We start from the raw sequence: 14,538 nt of genomic DNA, 5'->3' as shown, positions 1-14,538 counted from the left end.
TCCAAAACGAAAAAAGCACCGGGTTACGGTGCTTTTAACAAGGGCTCAGTACGGACCCAGAGACTCAGCTAGGCACTTTTTTGAGCATTTCCAGGCCGATCTTGCCCTCTGCAATCTCACGCAGGGCCGTGACGCCGGGCTTGTTCTTGCTTTCGATCTTGGGGGCATGCCCCTGGCTGAGCATGCGGGCGCGGTAGGTGGCGGCCAAAACCAGTTGGAAGCGATTGGGGATTTTTTCGAGGCAGTCTTCGACGGTAATGCGGGCCATGGTGATCTCCGGTGTGATCGATAAAAGAGGACGTAAGACTTTTAAGGAATTTGAAGGGCCCTGAAAGTCTCGGCGCGAGCGCGTCGCTGGGCCGAAAACTTGAGCCGCTGGGCATGAACAATGGTTTTCAGGTCGAAAACTGCCCGCTCAAATAACTCGTTGATTATAACGAAGTCGAATTCCCGGGCTTGAGCCATCTCGGTGGCGGCGTTTTTCAGCCTCAATTCGATGACTTCGGCGCTGTCTTCGCCACGCCTTTGCAGGCGGGAGCGCAGTTCCTCCCAACTGGGGGGGAGGATGAAAATCAGCACGGCATTCGCGAAAATCCGCTTGATGTTGATGGCGCCCTGGAAATCAATCTCCAGAATCACGTCCGTACCGTGCGCGATTCGCTCTTCAATGGCCTGCCGCGATGTGCCGTAACGGTGTCCGTGCACATGCGCCCATTCCAGAAACGCATCGCGCTGCACCATGCCGTCAAACTCTTCCGGCGACAGGAAAAAGTACTCCCGGCCATGCTTTTCCTGCCCGCGCGGCGGCCGGGTGGTGTGCGAAACGGCGGGCTGGATGGCTGAATCCAGTTCCATCAGGGCCTTCACCAGGCTGGACTTGCCCGCACCACTGGGGGCGGCTACAACAAACAGGTTTCCAGGATAGTCCATGTTCAGTGGGCGTTGATCGCTATTAATCTGGTAGTGAGTTGAGTGATTTTGAGTGATTGTCGCTCAGGGTCACTCGATGTTCTGGACCTGCTCGCGGATCTGCTCGATCAGCACTTTCATGTCCACGGAAATACGGGTCAACTCCAGGGACGCGGATTTGGAACCCAGGGTATTGGCTTCGCGGTGCAGTTCCTGGATCAGGAAGTCCAGGCGCTTGCCAAGTTCGCCGCCGCTGGCGAGCAGCCGGTCGATTTCATCCAGGTGGGACGACAGGCGGGTGATTTCCTCGGCCACGTCAATCCGGATGGCGAAGGCGGTGGCTTCGGTCAGGGCCCTGTCCTGGGCGATTTCCGGCAGCGTGGTGCTGTCGGACAACGCCATGGCCTCTTTCCAGCGTTCCAGAAAACGCGCCTTTTGCTGTTCCACCAGTTTGGGAACCATGGGTACCGCCGCCGCCGCCAGCGCGCGCAGCTGCGCAGTCCGGTCGAGCAGCATGGCCGCCAGGCGCGCGCCCTCGCGCTCCCGGGCGGACATCAGGTCTTTCAGGGCCTTTTTGGACAGCTTGAGCAGTTCTTCACTGAAATCATGCGGCTTTTTGTCCTCGTTGGTGGCGATCCTGAGGACGTCGGCCACGCTGAGGGCCGCAGCCTGTGGCAGCCACGACTTGATGGTGTCTTCCAGCGAACCCAGACGTTGCAGCGTCGCCGACGAGGGGGGGCGCAGGCTGCTGGCCGAGGTGCTTTCAAGCGATACCCGCAGTTCCACCTTGCCGCGTTTGAGCTTGCCGGTGAGCAATTCACGCAGGGCCGGCTCCGCCTGGCGCAATTCATCAGGCAGGCGGAAGGCCAGGTCGAGAAAGCGGCTGTTCACCGAACGTATTTCGACACCCAGCCGGGAACTGGCCTCCGGGCCGGAATCAGTTTCGGGTCCGGATTGCGCCGCGCTGGACTGCACGGTCGCATAACCCGTCATGCTGTAAACTGACATGTACTTATACGCTTTACTAGAGAGAGAACAAGACTTGGGTGACGTCGTCACCACGGCTCATCCCAAATTATGTCAAAGGTCAAGCCCGCATCATTGCCACCCGACACCGTGATTGGTGGCTACCGTGTTGTGCGCAAGCTTTCGGCCGGCGGGTTTGGTGTAGTTTACTTGGCTGTTGACAATGAGGGCCAGCAGGTCGCCATCAAGGAGTATTTGCCGTCTTCGCTGGCCAGCCGTTCTCCCGGGGAATTGCTGCCCCAGGTTCAGCCGGACAAGCTCTCGCTGTACCGTCTGGGCCTCAAGAGTTTTTTCGAAGAAGGCCGGGCGCTCGCCCAGATTGCGCACGGCTCGGTGGTGAGCGTGCTGAATTTTTTCCGGGAAAATGAGACCGTCTACATGGTCATGAATTACCTGGAGGGCGGTACCCTGCAGGACTTCATCATCACCGCCCGCGAGCTGAAAAAGCAGAAGGTGTTCCGCGAGTCGACCATCCGGTCGCTGTTTGACGAGATCCTGCGCGGGCTGCGCATCGTGCACCAGCACAAGATGCTGCACCTGGACATCAAGCCGGCCAACATCTTCATTACCGACGACAACCGGGCCGTGATGATCGACTTCGGCGCGGCCCGCGAGGTGTTGAGCAAAGAGGGCAACTTCATCCGGCCCATGTACACCCCCGGTTTTGCCGCCCCGGAAATGTACCGCCGCGACTCGTCTATGGGCCCCTGGACCGATATTTATGCGATCGGCGCCTGCATTTACGCCTCCATGCAGGGCTACCCGCCCAATGACGCACCCCAGCGCCTCGAGAAAGACCGCCTGTCCCTGGCGCTGTCCCGGCTGCGGGGTGTTTATTCCGACAACCTGATTGAAGTCGTCGAGTGGTGCATGTCGCTGGACCCGCTGTCCCGGCCGCAGTCGGTGTTTGCCTTGCAAAAAGAGTTGAGCCGGGAAGGTGAGCGTCGTTACACCAAACTCACCGTCAGCGAGAAGGTGCGCCTTCAGTTTGACAACATCGTGTCCGATACCAAAAAAACCGCGCGTAAGGCCACTGGCTTTGCGACCAAACTCAAATGAAATTCTCCGTGTTTCAGGTCAGCCGCAAGGGCGGGCGCGAGAAGAACGAAGACCGCATGGGCTATTGCTACACGCGCGAATCGGGCCTGTTTGTCCTGGCCGACGGCATGGGTGGCCATCCCGACGGCGAGGTGGCGGCCCAACTGGCACTGCAGACCATTTCCGCGCTGTACCAGCAGGACGCGCGTCCCACGATCCCGGACACCACCGAGTTCCTGTCGACCGCCCTGATGGCGGCCCATCACCAGATCATTCGCTATGCCAGCGAAAAAGGCATGCTCGACACGCCTCGCACCACCCTGGTGGCCGCCATTTTGCAGGGCGACGGGGCTACATGGGTGCATTGCGGCGACTCCCGCCTGTACGTTGTGCGGGATGGCGAGTTGCTGACGCGCACCCGTGATCACTCCTATCTTGAGCAGCAGAGCACCGGGGCGATCAGGTTTGAGCGCATCAACCGCAACATCCTTTTTACCTGCCTGGGCTCGCCGACCAAGCCCGTCTTTGACATCGCCGGCCCCGTCACGCTGCAGCAGGGCGACAAGCTGCTGCTGTGTTCCGATGGGCTGTGGGGCAGCCTGAGTGATGACGAAATTGTTCGTCAGCTGTCCGCCAAAGGCGTGTCCGATGCGGTGCCAGACCTCGTGGAAAGCGCCTTGCGTGCCGGTGGAGAACAAAGCGACAACGTGACCGTTCTGGCCATGGAGTGGGAAACGCCGGATGCGTTTGAATCCACCCGGGGTGTTTCCACCGACAGCATCATGGACGGGGTGTTCGCCTCCACCATTCAGGCCGGCCTGATGGACTCGGTGGTTGACGACCTTGACGAAGCCACGATCGAGAAATCGATCGCAGAAATCAACGAGGCCATCCGCCGCTCGGCTGCCAAAAAAGCCTGAGATCCCGGCGCGAAGGCCCGCGTGCCATTGAGCAGCCTTGAGCGGTCCATCGCGCTCTTTTCCCTTTTTCCCCTTTTTATTCCATTCACCCGGCGTTTCCGCCAGAAAGCCATCCACCATGAGTCAGTTTGTCAGAGTCGACGCGCGTGCTGCCGACGCCCTGCGTCCGGTGCGCATTACCCGTCACTACACCGCGTATGCCGAAGGGTCTGTGCTGATCGAGTTTGGCGGCACCAAGGTGCTGTGCACAGCGTCCGTCGAGGAGAAAGTGCCGGGCCACAAAAAAGGCAGTGGCGAGGGCTGGGTGACCGCCGAATACGGCATGCTGCCGCGCGCCACGCATACCCGCAGCGACCGCGAAGCCGCGCGCGGCAAGCAGAGCGGCCGCACCCAGGAAATCCAGCGCCTGATCGGCAGGTCCATGCGCTCCGTGTTTGACCTGAAAAAGCTGGGTGAGCGCACCATTCACCTCGATTGCGACGTGATTCAGGCCGACGGTGGCACCCGCACGGCCAGCATCACCGGTGCCTTTGTGGCCGCGCAGGATGCGGTCAACCAGTTGCTGGCCCTCGGCAAGCTTCAGGAAACCCCGATTCTTGACCATGTGGCGGCCATCTCGGTGGGCATTGTGCAGGGCACGCCCCTGCTCGACCTGGAATACACCGAAGATTCGGCCTGTGACACCGACATGAACGTCGTCATGACCGGCGCGGGCAACTATGTGGAGGTGCAGGGCACGGCGGAAGGCGCCGCTTTTTCGCGCAAGGAAATGGACGCGCTGCTGGTACTGGCTGAAAAAGGCATCGCCGAGCTGGTTGGCCTGCAGAAAAAATCGCTATTAAATTAATAGCTCATTGGCCCCGTAAAATAAGGGGTAGAGTTACTTTTCATGATGAAAATCGTCCTTGCGTCCAACAACACCGGCAAGCTCGCCGAGCTGCAGGCCATGCTCGCGCCGCTCGGCGTGGAGCTGCTGCGCCAGGCTGACCTGAACATCCCCGAGGCGGAGGAGCCGTTCCGCACCTTTGTGGAAAATGCGCTCGCCAAAGCCCGCCACGCGTCCAGGCTGAGCGGACTGCCGGCGCTGGCAGACGACGCCGGCTTGTGCGTGGACGCCTTTGGCGGCCTGCCGGGCGTGGACACCGCGTTTTATGCCACGCAGTTTGGCTACGCCAAGGGCGATGACAACAACGTCAAGGCCTTGCTGGAGCAGATGGCCAACATCACCAACCGCCGCGCGGCGCTGGTGAGCACCCTGGTGGCGGTTCGTTCCGAGATGGACCCCGAGCCCTTGATCGCCTGCGGGCGGGTGGCGGGCCTCATTGCCCATGAGCCGGTGGGCAGCAACGGCTTTGGCTTTGACCCGGTCATGTTCATCCCTGAATTTGGCCAGACCTTTGCGCAGTTGCCGGTGGAAGTGAAAAACGCCAACAGCCACCGCGGCCGGGCCACGCGCCAGATGATGGATTTGATGCGCGAGCGCTGGATAGCATGATTCACCCCGTGGCTTTGCGCACTTCAGCACTTCGTATGGCAGCCTCCCCCTCAAGGGGCGACACCTGCGGCCCGGCGAAGCCGGCTTCTCGGTGTCCGCTGGCCGGCACTGCAACTGGTGCGAGGCCTCGTCCCTGTTGTATGCATTCATTGACCTGAGCCGATCGTGAAAGACATTCAGCACTACATGCGCAGCGGTACGCTGCAGCTGGCCGCTTTGCCGCCGCTGTCGCTGTATGTGCATCTGCCGTGGTGCCTCAAGAAGTGCCCCTACTGCGATTTCAATTCCCATGAGGTCAGCGGCGAAATGCCCGAGCAGCGCTACCTGGACGCGCTCATGGCCGACCTGGAGGCCGCCCTGCCGCTGGTCTGGGGCCGTACCGTGCACAGCGTCTTTATCGGTGGCGGCACGCCCAGCCTGTTCTCGCCGCAGGCGATTGACCGTCTGCTCGCCGATATCCGCGCCCGGCTCAGGCTGGAGGCGGATTGCGAGATCACGCTGGAGGCCAACCCCGGTACGTTTGAAAAAGACCGTTTCAAGGCCTTTCGCAGCGCCGGGGTAACGCGCCTGTCCGTCGGCGTGCAGAGTTTTGACGACCGCCACCTCAAGGCCCTTGGGCGTGTGCACGACCGCGCCCAGGCGATTGCGGCGGTCGAAGAGGCGGCGCAGGCCTTTGACACCTTCAACCTCGACATCATGTATGCCTTGCCCGGTCAGACGCTGGAAAACCTCGCGCAGGACATGCGGCAGGCGCTTGCGCTGCAGCCACCGCATATCTCGATTTACCACCTGACCATTGAGCCGAACACCTACTTCGCCAAATTCCCGCCCGCAATTCCGGAAGAAGACACGGCCTATGCCATGCTGGACCAGATCACCGAGATGACCGAAGGCGCCGGGCTGCAACGCTATGAGGTGTCGGCCTATGCCAGGCCGGGCCATCGCTGCTTTCACAACCTCAACTATTGGCAGTTTGGCGACTACCTCGGCATCGGTGCGGGGGCGCACAGCAAGCTCAGCTTCGCGCACAGGGTGGTTCGCCAGGTCCGCTACCGTGAGCCCAAGCTTTACATGGAAAAAGCCCTGGCCGGGGACGCCGTGACGCAGGAAACCGAAGTCAGCCGTGCAGAGTTGCCTTTTGAATTCATGCTCAATGCCCTGCGATTGAAGGACGGCTTCAAACTCCAGGATTTTTCCGACAAGACCGGGCTGTCGGTCACGGCCATCCAGCAAGGCCTGGAAGAGGGCGAGCGCAAGGGCCTGCTGGAGCGCGACCTTGTCCGAGTGAAGCCGACCGAGCGCGGTTTTGATTTTTTGAACGACTTGCAGTCACTGTTTTTGACGCAGTAAGCCAGTAAGCAGCAGCCCGATCTTATGGAAACCACCAACATCATTCTTCTGCTTGTCACCTGTGCCATCAGCTTCGGGCTGGGCCGGACCATCATGCACCTGCGCAACAAGAAACGCCAGAAACAGGCCGAAGAACAAAAGGCCCAAGCCTCGCGCAACCGGCCCGATGAACCGGAATCAAAAAACAAGAGCAAACGAAAACGGCAGCTGCAGCAGATTGGTAAGGGCGCCAGAAAACCTTAGCGCCACGAACCTGCGGTTGGCCGAACCCGATCGAACCGGATCGAAACTTGAGCGAGCTGTTACCCGCGCCGGTTTAAACGCTCAGCCGCAGTTGACGCGGGTCACGCGGCCAGTCTGGTCCACTGCAAGGTTCAGCCGCTCCGCATTGAATTCCATCGTCACGACCTCGTTGGGCCGCAATACCCGCACCGTCCTTGCGCCTGACCGGATGCGGGCATCGTCGGCCAGGGCTGCATCCGCCGTGTGACCCACCGCAAACTGGGCGGGCGCCGCATTGCAGCGCCGGGAGACAGCCGAGGGTGGTGGCTCCGGCGAGCCCGCAGCCCGCGGTGCATCCGCGCAGGCAGCCAGGAGCACTGGCAAGAGCAGGGCGGGCACGGCCGGGTTGAAGCGTTTAATACGCACGATAAGGCTCTTTCCGGGTTTGGGATGCAGGTTCATCCACTGCGGCCACCGTTACGCAGGCCGCCTTGATCACCCGCTCGCTCGGGTTGCCAGGCAGGGACTCAAACCGTACCGGACGCGCAAACGGCTTGAACAGTTGCACCCCCAGCGGTGCACCGAGAAAAGCCGGCTGTTTGTACGCCTTGGACTGGGTGTAGTAGGCCGATTTCGTGCGGCAGTCCACCACAATGGGCGCCTCAAAAGACCGGAAGGCCACGCCGTCGGGCGTGCGTTTGACGGCCGCATGGTTGACCCGCACCACCAGCGACTTGAGGCCATCACCCACCTCGACAACCGCCGGGTCGACCTGGACATAGTCCGAATTGGGGTTATCCGCATCACCGGTAATGGTCAGCCAGTCGGCGGCATGCACGGAGGCGGCCAACGCAAAAAACATGAAAAACATGGTCAGGACAAGACGTTTCATGGTCTGTATCTCCATCGGGAAGGGGGAAGAGATTGCAGAAAACGCAACCGTGCCAGGGAGGGTTTTCGTTGAGTTGGGGGCACGGCACCAGCCGAGAGCCAGCCGGCCGTGTTGTCTTCAGATTCATTGTGAGCCCTGAAAGGCTCTTTTCTCGCTTGGCGCTGAAGGCTGTGGTGATCAGTTGTAACAACCAAGTGGCCAATATGCCCGGATGGCGCTTGGTGAGCAAGGACTTTTTTCTTGAGGCTATCGATGCTGACGCGCCGAAAGATCAGAAGGCTGAAGGTCTACAAGATCGACCGCCTGGCTCGCTCGCTGATTGATCTGCTTTCCATCCTGGAAAAAAATAGAAGCCAGGTGCGGCGTTCCAAAGCCTCTCGGAGCCTGTCGACAGTACTAAAGCCGGGGCATTCGAGCTTACGCGAGCGTGTGAGCCCTGTGTTAAGCGCCGCAGAGGCGCGGTGGAAAAAGCACTGGAGCTTGATCGAATGGGCCCTGTAGCACCTGACGAATTAAGCCGCCTCGTAAAGCGGCTTGGGCATGAATGATTTGTTGCCACCATACGCCAGCATCCCCAGATGAAAGCCAGAAACGGCATTGATCTTGCCGCGCCAAAGAACACCTCCATTGGTAGGCATGCTGCCGTTTAGGAACTGAATCCTCGCATTTTGCAAATGTATGTATTGCGGCGGCATCGGCAGTTGCTTTCGCTTTGCTGGGTCGTAAATATCGCCGTACGCAGCGAACGAATTGTGAATTTCATCCTTGTCTTCGCCGGTCCATGCCGCGGAAAAGTCAGCAGCGAAGGTGTCAAAGTACTTCCTGCCGCCAATGAGGATTCCGGAGACTACGCTGCCGCCCAGCAAAAGCGTTATGCCAATTTCGTATTCATTCTCGTTGGCAAGTGAAACAAGCTGCTGGAGATAGTAGTCAACACTTTGACCATGAATCTCACGCTCGCAGTCGATGGTGCTAGGGTCTTCAGATTTTTTGTTCACAACGATCTCCTTGTGATACCCAACGAATGAAAGAAACTTCCCCGTCCCGAGCCAACTCTGCAGTCAATTCTAGGCGGCAGGTTTCGGGGGTGCATCCTCTAAATAGACTAGGACAACAAGAGCCACCGTTTTCCTTGTATTCCGTCCTGGCTAGCGGTAACCCGGCCTGGCTGCTTCCTTGCTGCCAGTCGCTGCGCTGGGTGTCACGTCGCTGCAGGCGCCAAGCCTGCATCCTGAAAAAACCGGCATGCCCCGGTGCCGCTACCGGGGGAACGAGGACGCTTGAGTGGGGGGCTTTTTGGGCATTCCTTGTGCGTCAATTTCGGTATCAGAAGTCCTTTTGAGAACCGACTGGCTGGCAAGGTCGCCGCTGGCCATGATGCCGCTATCCAGAGCAGAGCCTGAAGCGCTCCGCAACGAAAGGCAGTCGTACATCAACTCATGCTGTCGCATCGACGTTGATGGACGAGATGACGGGGAAAAGAAAAAGGGCCCGAAGGCCCTGTTCATGCGGTTATTGGCGGAAGCTGTGAGATTCGAACTCACGGAGGACTCGCATCCTCGGCAGTTTTCAAGACTGCTGCATTCAACCGCTCTGCCAAGCTTCCGGACCGGTAATTTTAACCCAGGCTTGAGATGGGCTCGAATAAACCCAAAAGACTGGGCTGGGGTATCTGCCGTCAGCCGGCCTGCAGCATGCCTTTGGTTTCGATGAAAGCAATCACCTCGGCCAGGCCCGTGTTGGTCTTGAGGTTGGTCATGACGAAGGGTTTCAGGCCCTTGGGCGTGGTGCGCATGCGTATGGTGTCGGCTTCCATCACGCCCAGGTCGGCGCCCACGTAGGGGGCGAGGTCGGTTTTGTTGATGACGAACAAGTCGCTTTTGGTGATGCCGGGGCCGCCTTTGCGCGGGATTTTTTCGCCGGCTGCGACGTCGATCACGTAAATGGTCAGATCGCTCAGCTCCGGGCTGAAGGTGGCGGCCAGATTGTCTCCGCCCGACTCGACGAACACCACGTCGGCGTCGGGAAAGTCCACCAGCATGCGGTCAATGGCTTCCAGGTTGATGGACGCGTCTTCGCGTATGGCCGTGTGCGGGCAGCCGCCCGTTTCAACGCCCATGATGCGCTCGGCGGCCAGCGCGCCGCTCACGGTCAGCAGGCGCTGGTCTTCCTTGGTGTAGATGTCGTTGGTGATGGCCACCAGGTCGTACTTGTTCTTCATGGCCTTGCACAGCATCTCAAGCAGGGTGGTTTTGCCGGAGCCAACAGGCCCGCCTATGCCGACGCGCAGGGGCGGCAGTTTTTTGGTGCGGTTGGCGATGTGGTGCAAGCTCATGGGTCTACTTTGGTTGGATACGTTGGCGTTCAGGACGTTCAGGTTCATGGCGTTCGGGACATTCAGGAGCGGAACAGCCGCGAATACTGGGTTTCGTGCTGGGAAGAAAGAATTGCAAGCATGGGCGAAAACGCCTGACGCTCGCCATCAGGCAACAGGATCGCGGCTTCGATCGCTGCGGGGATGTCACTGGCCAGGCGCGCGAGCATGCGCTGGCCCGCGCTCTGGCCCAAGGGCACGGACTTGAGCGCGGCCTGCATCATGTTCTCCGCCCAGCCAAAGGCATAAGCCAGCAGGCAGTCGCGCACACTGGCGGCGGTCTGCGACGCGGCCAGCGCAAACGCGACCGGGTAGGTGGGCTGCATCTGCGCGCAGGCTGCTATGTGCTGCGCGTTGGTGCCGTCATGGTTGCGCAGCCAGTCGAGCAGCGATCTGCCCATCTGTTCGGCCTGAGCCCGCATTTCGCTGGTCTCGCGTGTCTGCAGCACCCAGTCGTTGAGTTCACGAATGCGTTGCACATCGCCGGCGCGCCAGGCCGGAATCGCCTGCGCGATGACGGCGAGGTCGCCGCGTGCGAGGCTCAGGTGCAATTGATCCCTGAGCCAGTCGCCGGCCAGGGCTTCGGTCGTGACACCGGCCCGCTCCACCGCTGTTTCCAGGCCTTCGGAGTAGGAAAAGCCGCCGACCGGCAGGGCCGGCGAGGCCAGCCAGATCAGCTGCAGCAGGCTGGCTGCCGGCAGTTGCGCTGCGGGGGAGGCTGGCATGTCCACGGGGTTTAAAGGGATCAGAGGGCTCGGACGGTTTAGGGGTTTGCGGGCCGGCGTTTGTGGATCTGTATCGTGGCCGGCTTGGCCTCATGCGCATGATCGTGGCCGTGGTTGCAGTCGGGCCCGTGTACATGGGCTGGGGGCGTTGCCGCTACGGCCGGTGTGGTCGCTGTGGCCTTTGGAGCCGGCGCGTGGGCATGGCCGTGCGCGCCATGGTCATGCTCGTCTTGGTCGTGGCCACCGTGATCATGCCCATGACTATGGCCATGGCCCCCGGCGCTGTAAGCCCCGCCCTCCGGCTCAAATGCTTCCTCGACTTCATTGACGATCAAATGCATGGCGCGCAGCATGTCGGCGAGCACATGGTCGGGCTCGATCTTGAGGTGATCGGGCTTGAGTTCGATGGGCACATGGCGGTTGCCGAGGTGGTAGGCCGCGCGGGTCAGGTCAAACGGCGAACCGTGCGTGCTGCACGCCGTGATGCGCAGCACCGGCTGCGGCGAGGCAATGACCTTGATCATCGAGCCATCTTCGGCGACCAGCACATCACCGCCGCGCACCAGTGTGCCGCGCGGCAAAAACACACCGAGCGGGCGGCCCAGCGAATCGGTCGCGTCGAAGCGGCTTTTCTGGCGCACATCCCAGTCGAGTTCGACGGTTGATGCACGTTTGACGAGAACGGGCGCGAGACCCGCGCCCTGTGGAATGACTTTGGAAACCTGGATCACGTTTAACCTTAAAAAAACGAGTATGCCAGCGCGGCAAGCCCTGCGTGAACAAGGGTTGAACGCAGCCCGCTACACCATGGGCTGGTTGTGGCGGCCGAGAACCGTTCTTCAGCGTTCTTCAGAACAGGAAGTAACGCTGCGTCATGGGCAGGCTGCTGGCCGGCTCACAGGTCAGCAGCTGACCGTCGGCACGCACCAGGTAGGTCTGGGCATCCACTTCCATTTTTGGCGCATAGTCGTTGTGGACCATGTGCTGCTTGCGCACCCCGCGGATGTTTTTGACGGCGCTGAGCGTCTTGGCGAGGCCGAACCGGTCCTTGATACCGGCATTCATCCCGGCCTGCGACACAAAGGTGAGGGAGCCTTTGGCAATGGCGCCGCCAAAACCGCCAAACATGGGGCGGTAATGCACGGGCTGAGGTGTGGGGATCGACGCGTTCGGGTCGCCCATGGCCGCCATGGCGATGAAGCCACCCTTGAGGATGACGGATGGCTTGATGCCGAAAAACGCCGGCTTCCACACCACCAGGTCGGCCCACTTGCCCGGTTCAACCGAGCCGACTTCGTGCGAGATGCCGTGGGCAATCGCTGGGTTGATGGTGTATTTGCTGATGTAGCGCTTGGCGCGGAAGTTGTCGTGGCGGTCGCTGTCGCTGGGCAGTTTTCCGCGCTGCTGCTTCATCTTGTGCGCGGTCTGCCAGGTGCGGATGATGACCTCGCCGACCCGGCCCATGGCCTGGCTGTCGGAGCTGAACATGCTGATCGCGCCGAGGTCATGCAGGATGTCTTCCGCCGCGATGGTTTCCTTGCGGATGCGGCTTTCGGCAAAGGCCAGGTCTTCGGCAATGCCCGCGTCGAGGTGGTGGCACACCATCAGCATGTCGACATGCTCGTCCAGCGTATTGACCGTGTAGGGCATGGTCGGGTTGGTGGAAGACGGCAAAAAGTTCTGCTCGCCCACTACCCGCAAAATATCGGGTGCATGGCCGCCGCCGGCGCCTTCGGTATGAAAGGCGCAGAGCGTGCGGCCTTTGGTGGCGGCAATCGTGTTTTCGACAAAGCCCGATTCATTGAGCGTGTCGCTGTGAATCGCCACCTGCGTGTCCGTTTCCTCCGCCACATCCAGGCAGTTGCTGATGGCGGCCGGCGTGGTGCCCCAGTCTTCATGCAGCTTCAGGCCAATCACGCCGGCGTTGATCTGCTCGTGCAGCGCAGCGGGCAGGCTGGCATTGCCCTTGCCCAGAAAGCCCAGGTTCATCGGGAAGGCCTCTGCCGCCTGCAGCATGCGCTCGATGTTCCAGGGGCCGGGCGTGCAGGTGGTGGCAAAGGTGCCGGTGGCCGGGCCGGTGCCGCCGCCCAGCATGGTCGTCACGCCCGAGGTGAGGGCTTCTTCAATCTGCTGCGGGCAAATGAAGTGGATGTGCGAGTCGATGCCGCCGGCGGTGACGATCATGCCTTCGCAACTGATGATCTCGGTACCGGGGCCAATGATCATGTCCACGCCGGGTTGGGTGTCGGGGTTGCCGGCCTTGCCAATGGCGGCGATGCGGCCGCCTTTGAGGCCGATGTCGGCCTTGACGATGCCCCAGTGGTCGATGATGAGGGCGTTGGTCATCACCGTGTCCATCGCCCCCTCGGCGCGGGTTTTTTGCGACTGGGCCATGCCGTCGCGAATCGTCTTGCCGCCGCCGAATTTCACTTCTTCGCCGTAGCTGCCGGCGCGCAGCAGCGTGTAGTCGGCTTCCACCTCCACCACCAGGTCGGTGTCGGCCAGCCGCAGGCGGTCACCCGCGGTGGGGCCAAACATTTCCGCATAGGCGCGTCTGCCAATGGTTGCCATTACGTCGTTCCCTTTTGACTCTGCCCGAATTCGTCCAGGCCACCCTGCACCAGCCCCCGGAAGCCAAACACCTTCCGCTCGCCCGCATAGTCCACCAGTTCCACCGTGCGCTGCTGGCCCGGCTCAAAGCGCACGGCGGCGCCGGAGGCAATATTCAGCCGCATGCCGTGGGCCGCCTCACGGTCAAAGCCCAGCGCGGCATTGGTTTCGGCAAAGTGGTAGTGCGAACCCACCTGGATGGGACGGTCCGCGGTGTTTTGCACGACCAGTGTCAGCGTGCGTCGCCCCACATTGAGGATGTGGTCGGGGCCGTCGGTAAACAGTTCGCCGGGTGTCATGGCTGCCTCAATGGTTGTTTTGCTTATTTGCCGCCACGGGACATCCAGATGGCCAGCGCTGTCAGCGCGGCGACCGCCAGAAACCCCCAGGTGTCGGTGGCGTGCCAGTGGGTGGCGCCCATGGTGGCGTCCATGCCATGCCCCTCATGGGCCAATGCAGCGCCAGCCCACATGATCATTGGGAAAACAGCTATTTTTTTGAGAGCGTTGGGAGTTTTCATGATGAGCAATCGAAGGTGGGTGAAGGGAGCGTGATTGAAGGTGAAAGTGGCGCGGCCCGCTCAAACAATGGGCTGGTGCACGGTCACGAGCTTGGTGCCGTCGGGGAAGGTGGCTTCCACCTGGATGTCGGGAATCATCTCGGCGATGCCGTCCATCACATCGGCCCGGCCGAGGATGGTGCGGCCTTCGCTCATGAGCTGGGCCACGGTTTTGCCGTCGCGTGCGCCTTCCATCACGGCAGCGCTGATCAGCGCGACGGCCTCCGGGTAGTTGAGCTTGAGGCCGCGGGCGCGACGCCTCTCGGCCAGCAGGGCCGCGGTAAAAATGAGCAGCTTGTCTTTTTCTCGGGGGGTCAATTCCATGGGGCTCTCTCTCGGGGCTGGCTGCCTGCTTGTTGAGGTGGGTCGGGGTGCAAGAATGGTGCCACAAGCATCGTGCCACAAGAGGGTGGGCAGG

19 protein-coding genes and 1 tRNA gene are annotated in these 14,538 nt (G+C 61.0%); 6 read left to right on the top strand and 14 right to left on the bottom strand.

The window, feature by feature from the left end; all coding sequences use genetic code 11:
• Positions 1 to 64: 64 nt before the first annotated feature.
• The 3 genes from rpoZ to AC1DUB_RS02325 all read right to left on the bottom strand — a co-directional run bounded on the left by rpoZ (position 65) and on the right by AC1DUB_RS02325 (position 1,917).
• Complete coding sequence (gene rpoZ, locus AC1DUB_RS02335; protein ID WP_096662930.1) at positions 65 to 268, bottom strand: DNA-directed RNA polymerase subunit omega; 204 nt, start codon at positions 266 to 268, stop codon at positions 65 to 67.
• 41 nt (positions 269 to 309) lie between these two features.
• Positions 310 to 930 carry a guanylate kinase gene (gmk, locus tag AC1DUB_RS02330; protein WP_477728136.1) on the bottom strand — a complete coding sequence of 207 codons (621 nt, stop codon included), beginning with the start codon at positions 928 to 930 and terminating at the stop codon, positions 310 to 312.
• 69 nt (positions 931 to 999) lie between these two features.
• The gene (locus AC1DUB_RS02325) at positions 1,000 to 1,917 is read right to left on the bottom strand and encodes a YicC/YloC family endoribonuclease (RefSeq protein WP_477719535.1); all 918 of its coding nucleotides are present in this window, start codon (positions 1,915 to 1,917) and stop codon (positions 1,000 to 1,002) included.
• A gap of 69 nt (positions 1,918 to 1,986) precedes the next feature.
• Between AC1DUB_RS02325 and AC1DUB_RS02320 the strand changes: the two genes are divergently transcribed.
• The 6 genes from AC1DUB_RS02320 to AC1DUB_RS02295 all read left to right on the top strand — a co-directional run bounded on the left by AC1DUB_RS02320 (position 1,987) and on the right by AC1DUB_RS02295 (position 6,981).
• Entirely contained in the window at positions 1,987 to 2,994 is a 1,008-nt protein-coding gene (locus tag AC1DUB_RS02320; RefSeq protein ID WP_477719536.1) for a serine/threonine protein kinase, read from the top strand.
• Positions 2,991 to 3,893, top strand: a complete 903-nt coding sequence (locus AC1DUB_RS02315) for a PP2C family protein-serine/threonine phosphatase (protein WP_477728135.1) — start codon at positions 2,991 to 2,993, stop codon at positions 3,891 to 3,893. The genes AC1DUB_RS02320 and AC1DUB_RS02315 overlap by 4 nt, the downstream gene beginning before the upstream one ends.
• 118 nt (positions 3,894 to 4,011) lie before the next feature.
• Positions 4,012 to 4,740 (top strand): ribonuclease PH, encoded by a 729-nt coding sequence (gene rph, locus AC1DUB_RS02310; RefSeq protein ID WP_477719538.1) that lies wholly within the window; start codon positions 4,012 to 4,014, stop codon positions 4,738 to 4,740.
• Between the two features lie 45 nt (positions 4,741 to 4,785).
• Positions 4,786 to 5,388, top strand: a complete 603-nt coding sequence (gene rdgB, locus AC1DUB_RS02305) for an RdgB/HAM1 family non-canonical purine NTP pyrophosphatase (RefSeq protein ID WP_477728358.1) — start codon at positions 4,786 to 4,788, stop codon at positions 5,386 to 5,388.
• Between the two features lie 186 nt (positions 5,389 to 5,574).
• On the top strand, positions 5,575 to 6,738 hold the full coding sequence (gene hemW / locus AC1DUB_RS02300; protein ID WP_477728357.1) for a radical SAM family heme chaperone HemW: 1,164 nt from the start codon (positions 5,575 to 5,577) through the stop codon (positions 6,736 to 6,738).
• Positions 6,739 to 6,762: 24 nt separating this feature from the next.
• Complete coding sequence (locus AC1DUB_RS02295) at positions 6,763 to 6,981, top strand: hypothetical protein (RefSeq protein ID WP_477728134.1); 219 nt, start codon at positions 6,763 to 6,765, stop codon at positions 6,979 to 6,981.
• Between the two features lie 81 nt (positions 6,982 to 7,062).
• Here AC1DUB_RS02295 and AC1DUB_RS02290 read toward each other — a convergent pair whose 3' ends face one another.
• The 11 genes from AC1DUB_RS02290 to AC1DUB_RS02240 form a co-directional block, all read right to left on the bottom strand.
• Entirely contained in the window at positions 7,063 to 7,386 is a 324-nt protein-coding gene (locus AC1DUB_RS02290) for an I78 family peptidase inhibitor (protein WP_477728133.1), read from the bottom strand.
• Entirely contained in the window at positions 7,376 to 7,852 is a 477-nt protein-coding gene (locus AC1DUB_RS02285; RefSeq protein WP_477728132.1) for a hypothetical protein, read from the bottom strand. Before AC1DUB_RS02285 ends, AC1DUB_RS02290 begins: the two co-directional genes overlap by 11 nt.
• A 512-nt stretch (positions 7,853 to 8,364) precedes the next feature.
• Positions 8,365 to 8,850, bottom strand: coding sequence for a gas vesicle accessory protein GvpU (gvpU, locus tag AC1DUB_RS02280; RefSeq protein ID WP_477728131.1), 486 nt, complete (start codon positions 8,848 to 8,850; stop codon positions 8,365 to 8,367).
• A gap of 518 nt (positions 8,851 to 9,368) precedes the next feature.
• Positions 9,369 to 9,458, bottom strand: a tRNA-Ser gene (locus AC1DUB_RS02275).
• Positions 9,459 to 9,530: 72 nt separating this feature from the next.
• Positions 9,531 to 10,187, bottom strand: coding sequence for an urease accessory protein UreG (gene ureG / locus AC1DUB_RS02270; RefSeq protein WP_011482295.1), 657 nt, complete (start codon positions 10,185 to 10,187; stop codon positions 9,531 to 9,533).
• Between the two features lie 62 nt (positions 10,188 to 10,249).
• A complete protein-coding gene (locus AC1DUB_RS02265) occupies positions 10,250 to 10,951 on the bottom strand; it encodes an urease accessory protein UreF (protein ID WP_477728130.1) in 702 nt (233 codons plus the stop codon).
• A gap of 38 nt (positions 10,952 to 10,989) precedes the next feature.
• Positions 10,990 to 11,682, bottom strand: a complete 693-nt coding sequence (ureE, locus tag AC1DUB_RS02260; RefSeq protein WP_477728129.1) for an urease accessory protein UreE — start codon at positions 11,680 to 11,682, stop codon at positions 10,990 to 10,992.
• Positions 11,683 to 11,800: 118 nt separating this feature from the next.
• Entirely contained in the window at positions 11,801 to 13,522 is a 1,722-nt protein-coding gene (ureC, locus tag AC1DUB_RS02255) for an urease subunit alpha (protein ID WP_477728128.1), read from the bottom strand.
• Positions 13,522 to 13,860 (bottom strand): urease subunit beta, encoded by a 339-nt coding sequence (locus tag AC1DUB_RS02250; protein WP_477728127.1) that lies wholly within the window; start codon positions 13,858 to 13,860, stop codon positions 13,522 to 13,524. The genes ureC and AC1DUB_RS02250 overlap by 1 nt, the downstream gene beginning before the upstream one ends.
• Positions 13,861 to 13,883: 23 nt before the next feature.
• A complete protein-coding gene (locus tag AC1DUB_RS02245; RefSeq protein ID WP_477728126.1) occupies positions 13,884 to 14,081 on the bottom strand; it encodes a hypothetical protein in 198 nt (65 codons plus the stop codon).
• Positions 14,082 to 14,141: 60 nt separating this feature from the next.
• A complete protein-coding gene (locus AC1DUB_RS02240) occupies positions 14,142 to 14,444 on the bottom strand; it encodes an urease subunit gamma (protein ID WP_477720708.1) in 303 nt (100 codons plus the stop codon).
• Between the last annotated feature and the right edge of the window lie 94 nt (positions 14,445 to 14,538).

It is taken from the genome of Polaromonas sp. P4_F9 (genome assembly GCF_056401235.1).
This window is presented reverse-complemented; position numbering and strand designations above follow the sequence as displayed.

Excerpts from the sequence above, each read along its gene's own strand:
- ureC (WP_477728128.1), bottom strand. The coding sequence starts at position 13,522 with ATGGCAACCATTGGCAGACGCGCCTATGCGGAAATGTTTGGCCCCACC.
- AC1DUB_RS02265 (WP_477728130.1), bottom strand. The coding sequence starts at position 10,951 with ATGCCAGCCTCCCCCGCAGCGCAACTGCCGGCAGCCAGCCTGCTGCAG.
- AC1DUB_RS02325 (WP_477719535.1), bottom strand. The coding sequence starts at position 1,917 with ATGTCAGTTTACAGCATGACGGGTTATGCGACCGTGCAGTCCAGCGCG.
- AC1DUB_RS02250 (WP_477728127.1), bottom strand. The coding sequence starts at position 13,860 with ATGACACCCGGCGAACTGTTTACCGACGGCCCCGACCACATCCTCAAT.
- AC1DUB_RS02315 (WP_477728135.1), top strand. The coding sequence starts at position 2,991 with ATGAAATTCTCCGTGTTTCAGGTCAGCCGCAAGGGCGGGCGCGAGAAG.
- rdgB (WP_477728358.1), top strand. The coding sequence starts at position 4,786 with ATGAAAATCGTCCTTGCGTCCAACAACACCGGCAAGCTCGCCGAGCTG.
- gmk (WP_477728136.1), bottom strand. The coding sequence starts at position 930 with ATGGACTATCCTGGAAACCTGTTTGTTGTAGCCGCCCCCAGTGGTGCG.
- rpoZ (WP_096662930.1), bottom strand. The coding sequence starts at position 268 with ATGGCCCGCATTACCGTCGAAGACTGCCTCGAAAAAATCCCCAATCGC.
- AC1DUB_RS02320 (WP_477719536.1), top strand. The coding sequence starts at position 1,987 with ATGTCAAAGGTCAAGCCCGCATCATTGCCACCCGACACCGTGATTGGT.
- hemW (WP_477728357.1), top strand. The coding sequence starts at position 5,575 with ATGCGCAGCGGTACGCTGCAGCTGGCCGCTTTGCCGCCGCTGTCGCTG.
- ureG (WP_011482295.1), bottom strand. The coding sequence starts at position 10,187 with ATGAGCTTGCACCACATCGCCAACCGCACCAAAAAACTGCCGCCCCTG.
- AC1DUB_RS02295 (WP_477728134.1), top strand. The coding sequence starts at position 6,763 with ATGGAAACCACCAACATCATTCTTCTGCTTGTCACCTGTGCCATCAGC.
- AC1DUB_RS02240 (WP_477720708.1), bottom strand. The coding sequence starts at position 14,444 with ATGGAATTGACCCCCCGAGAAAAAGACAAGCTGCTCATTTTTACCGCG.
- AC1DUB_RS02245 (WP_477728126.1), bottom strand. The coding sequence starts at position 14,081 with ATGAAAACTCCCAACGCTCTCAAAAAAATAGCTGTTTTCCCAATGATC.
- AC1DUB_RS02285 (WP_477728132.1), bottom strand. The coding sequence starts at position 7,852 with ATGAAACGTCTTGTCCTGACCATGTTTTTCATGTTTTTTGCGTTGGCC.
- rph (WP_477719538.1), top strand. The coding sequence starts at position 4,012 with ATGAGTCAGTTTGTCAGAGTCGACGCGCGTGCTGCCGACGCCCTGCGT.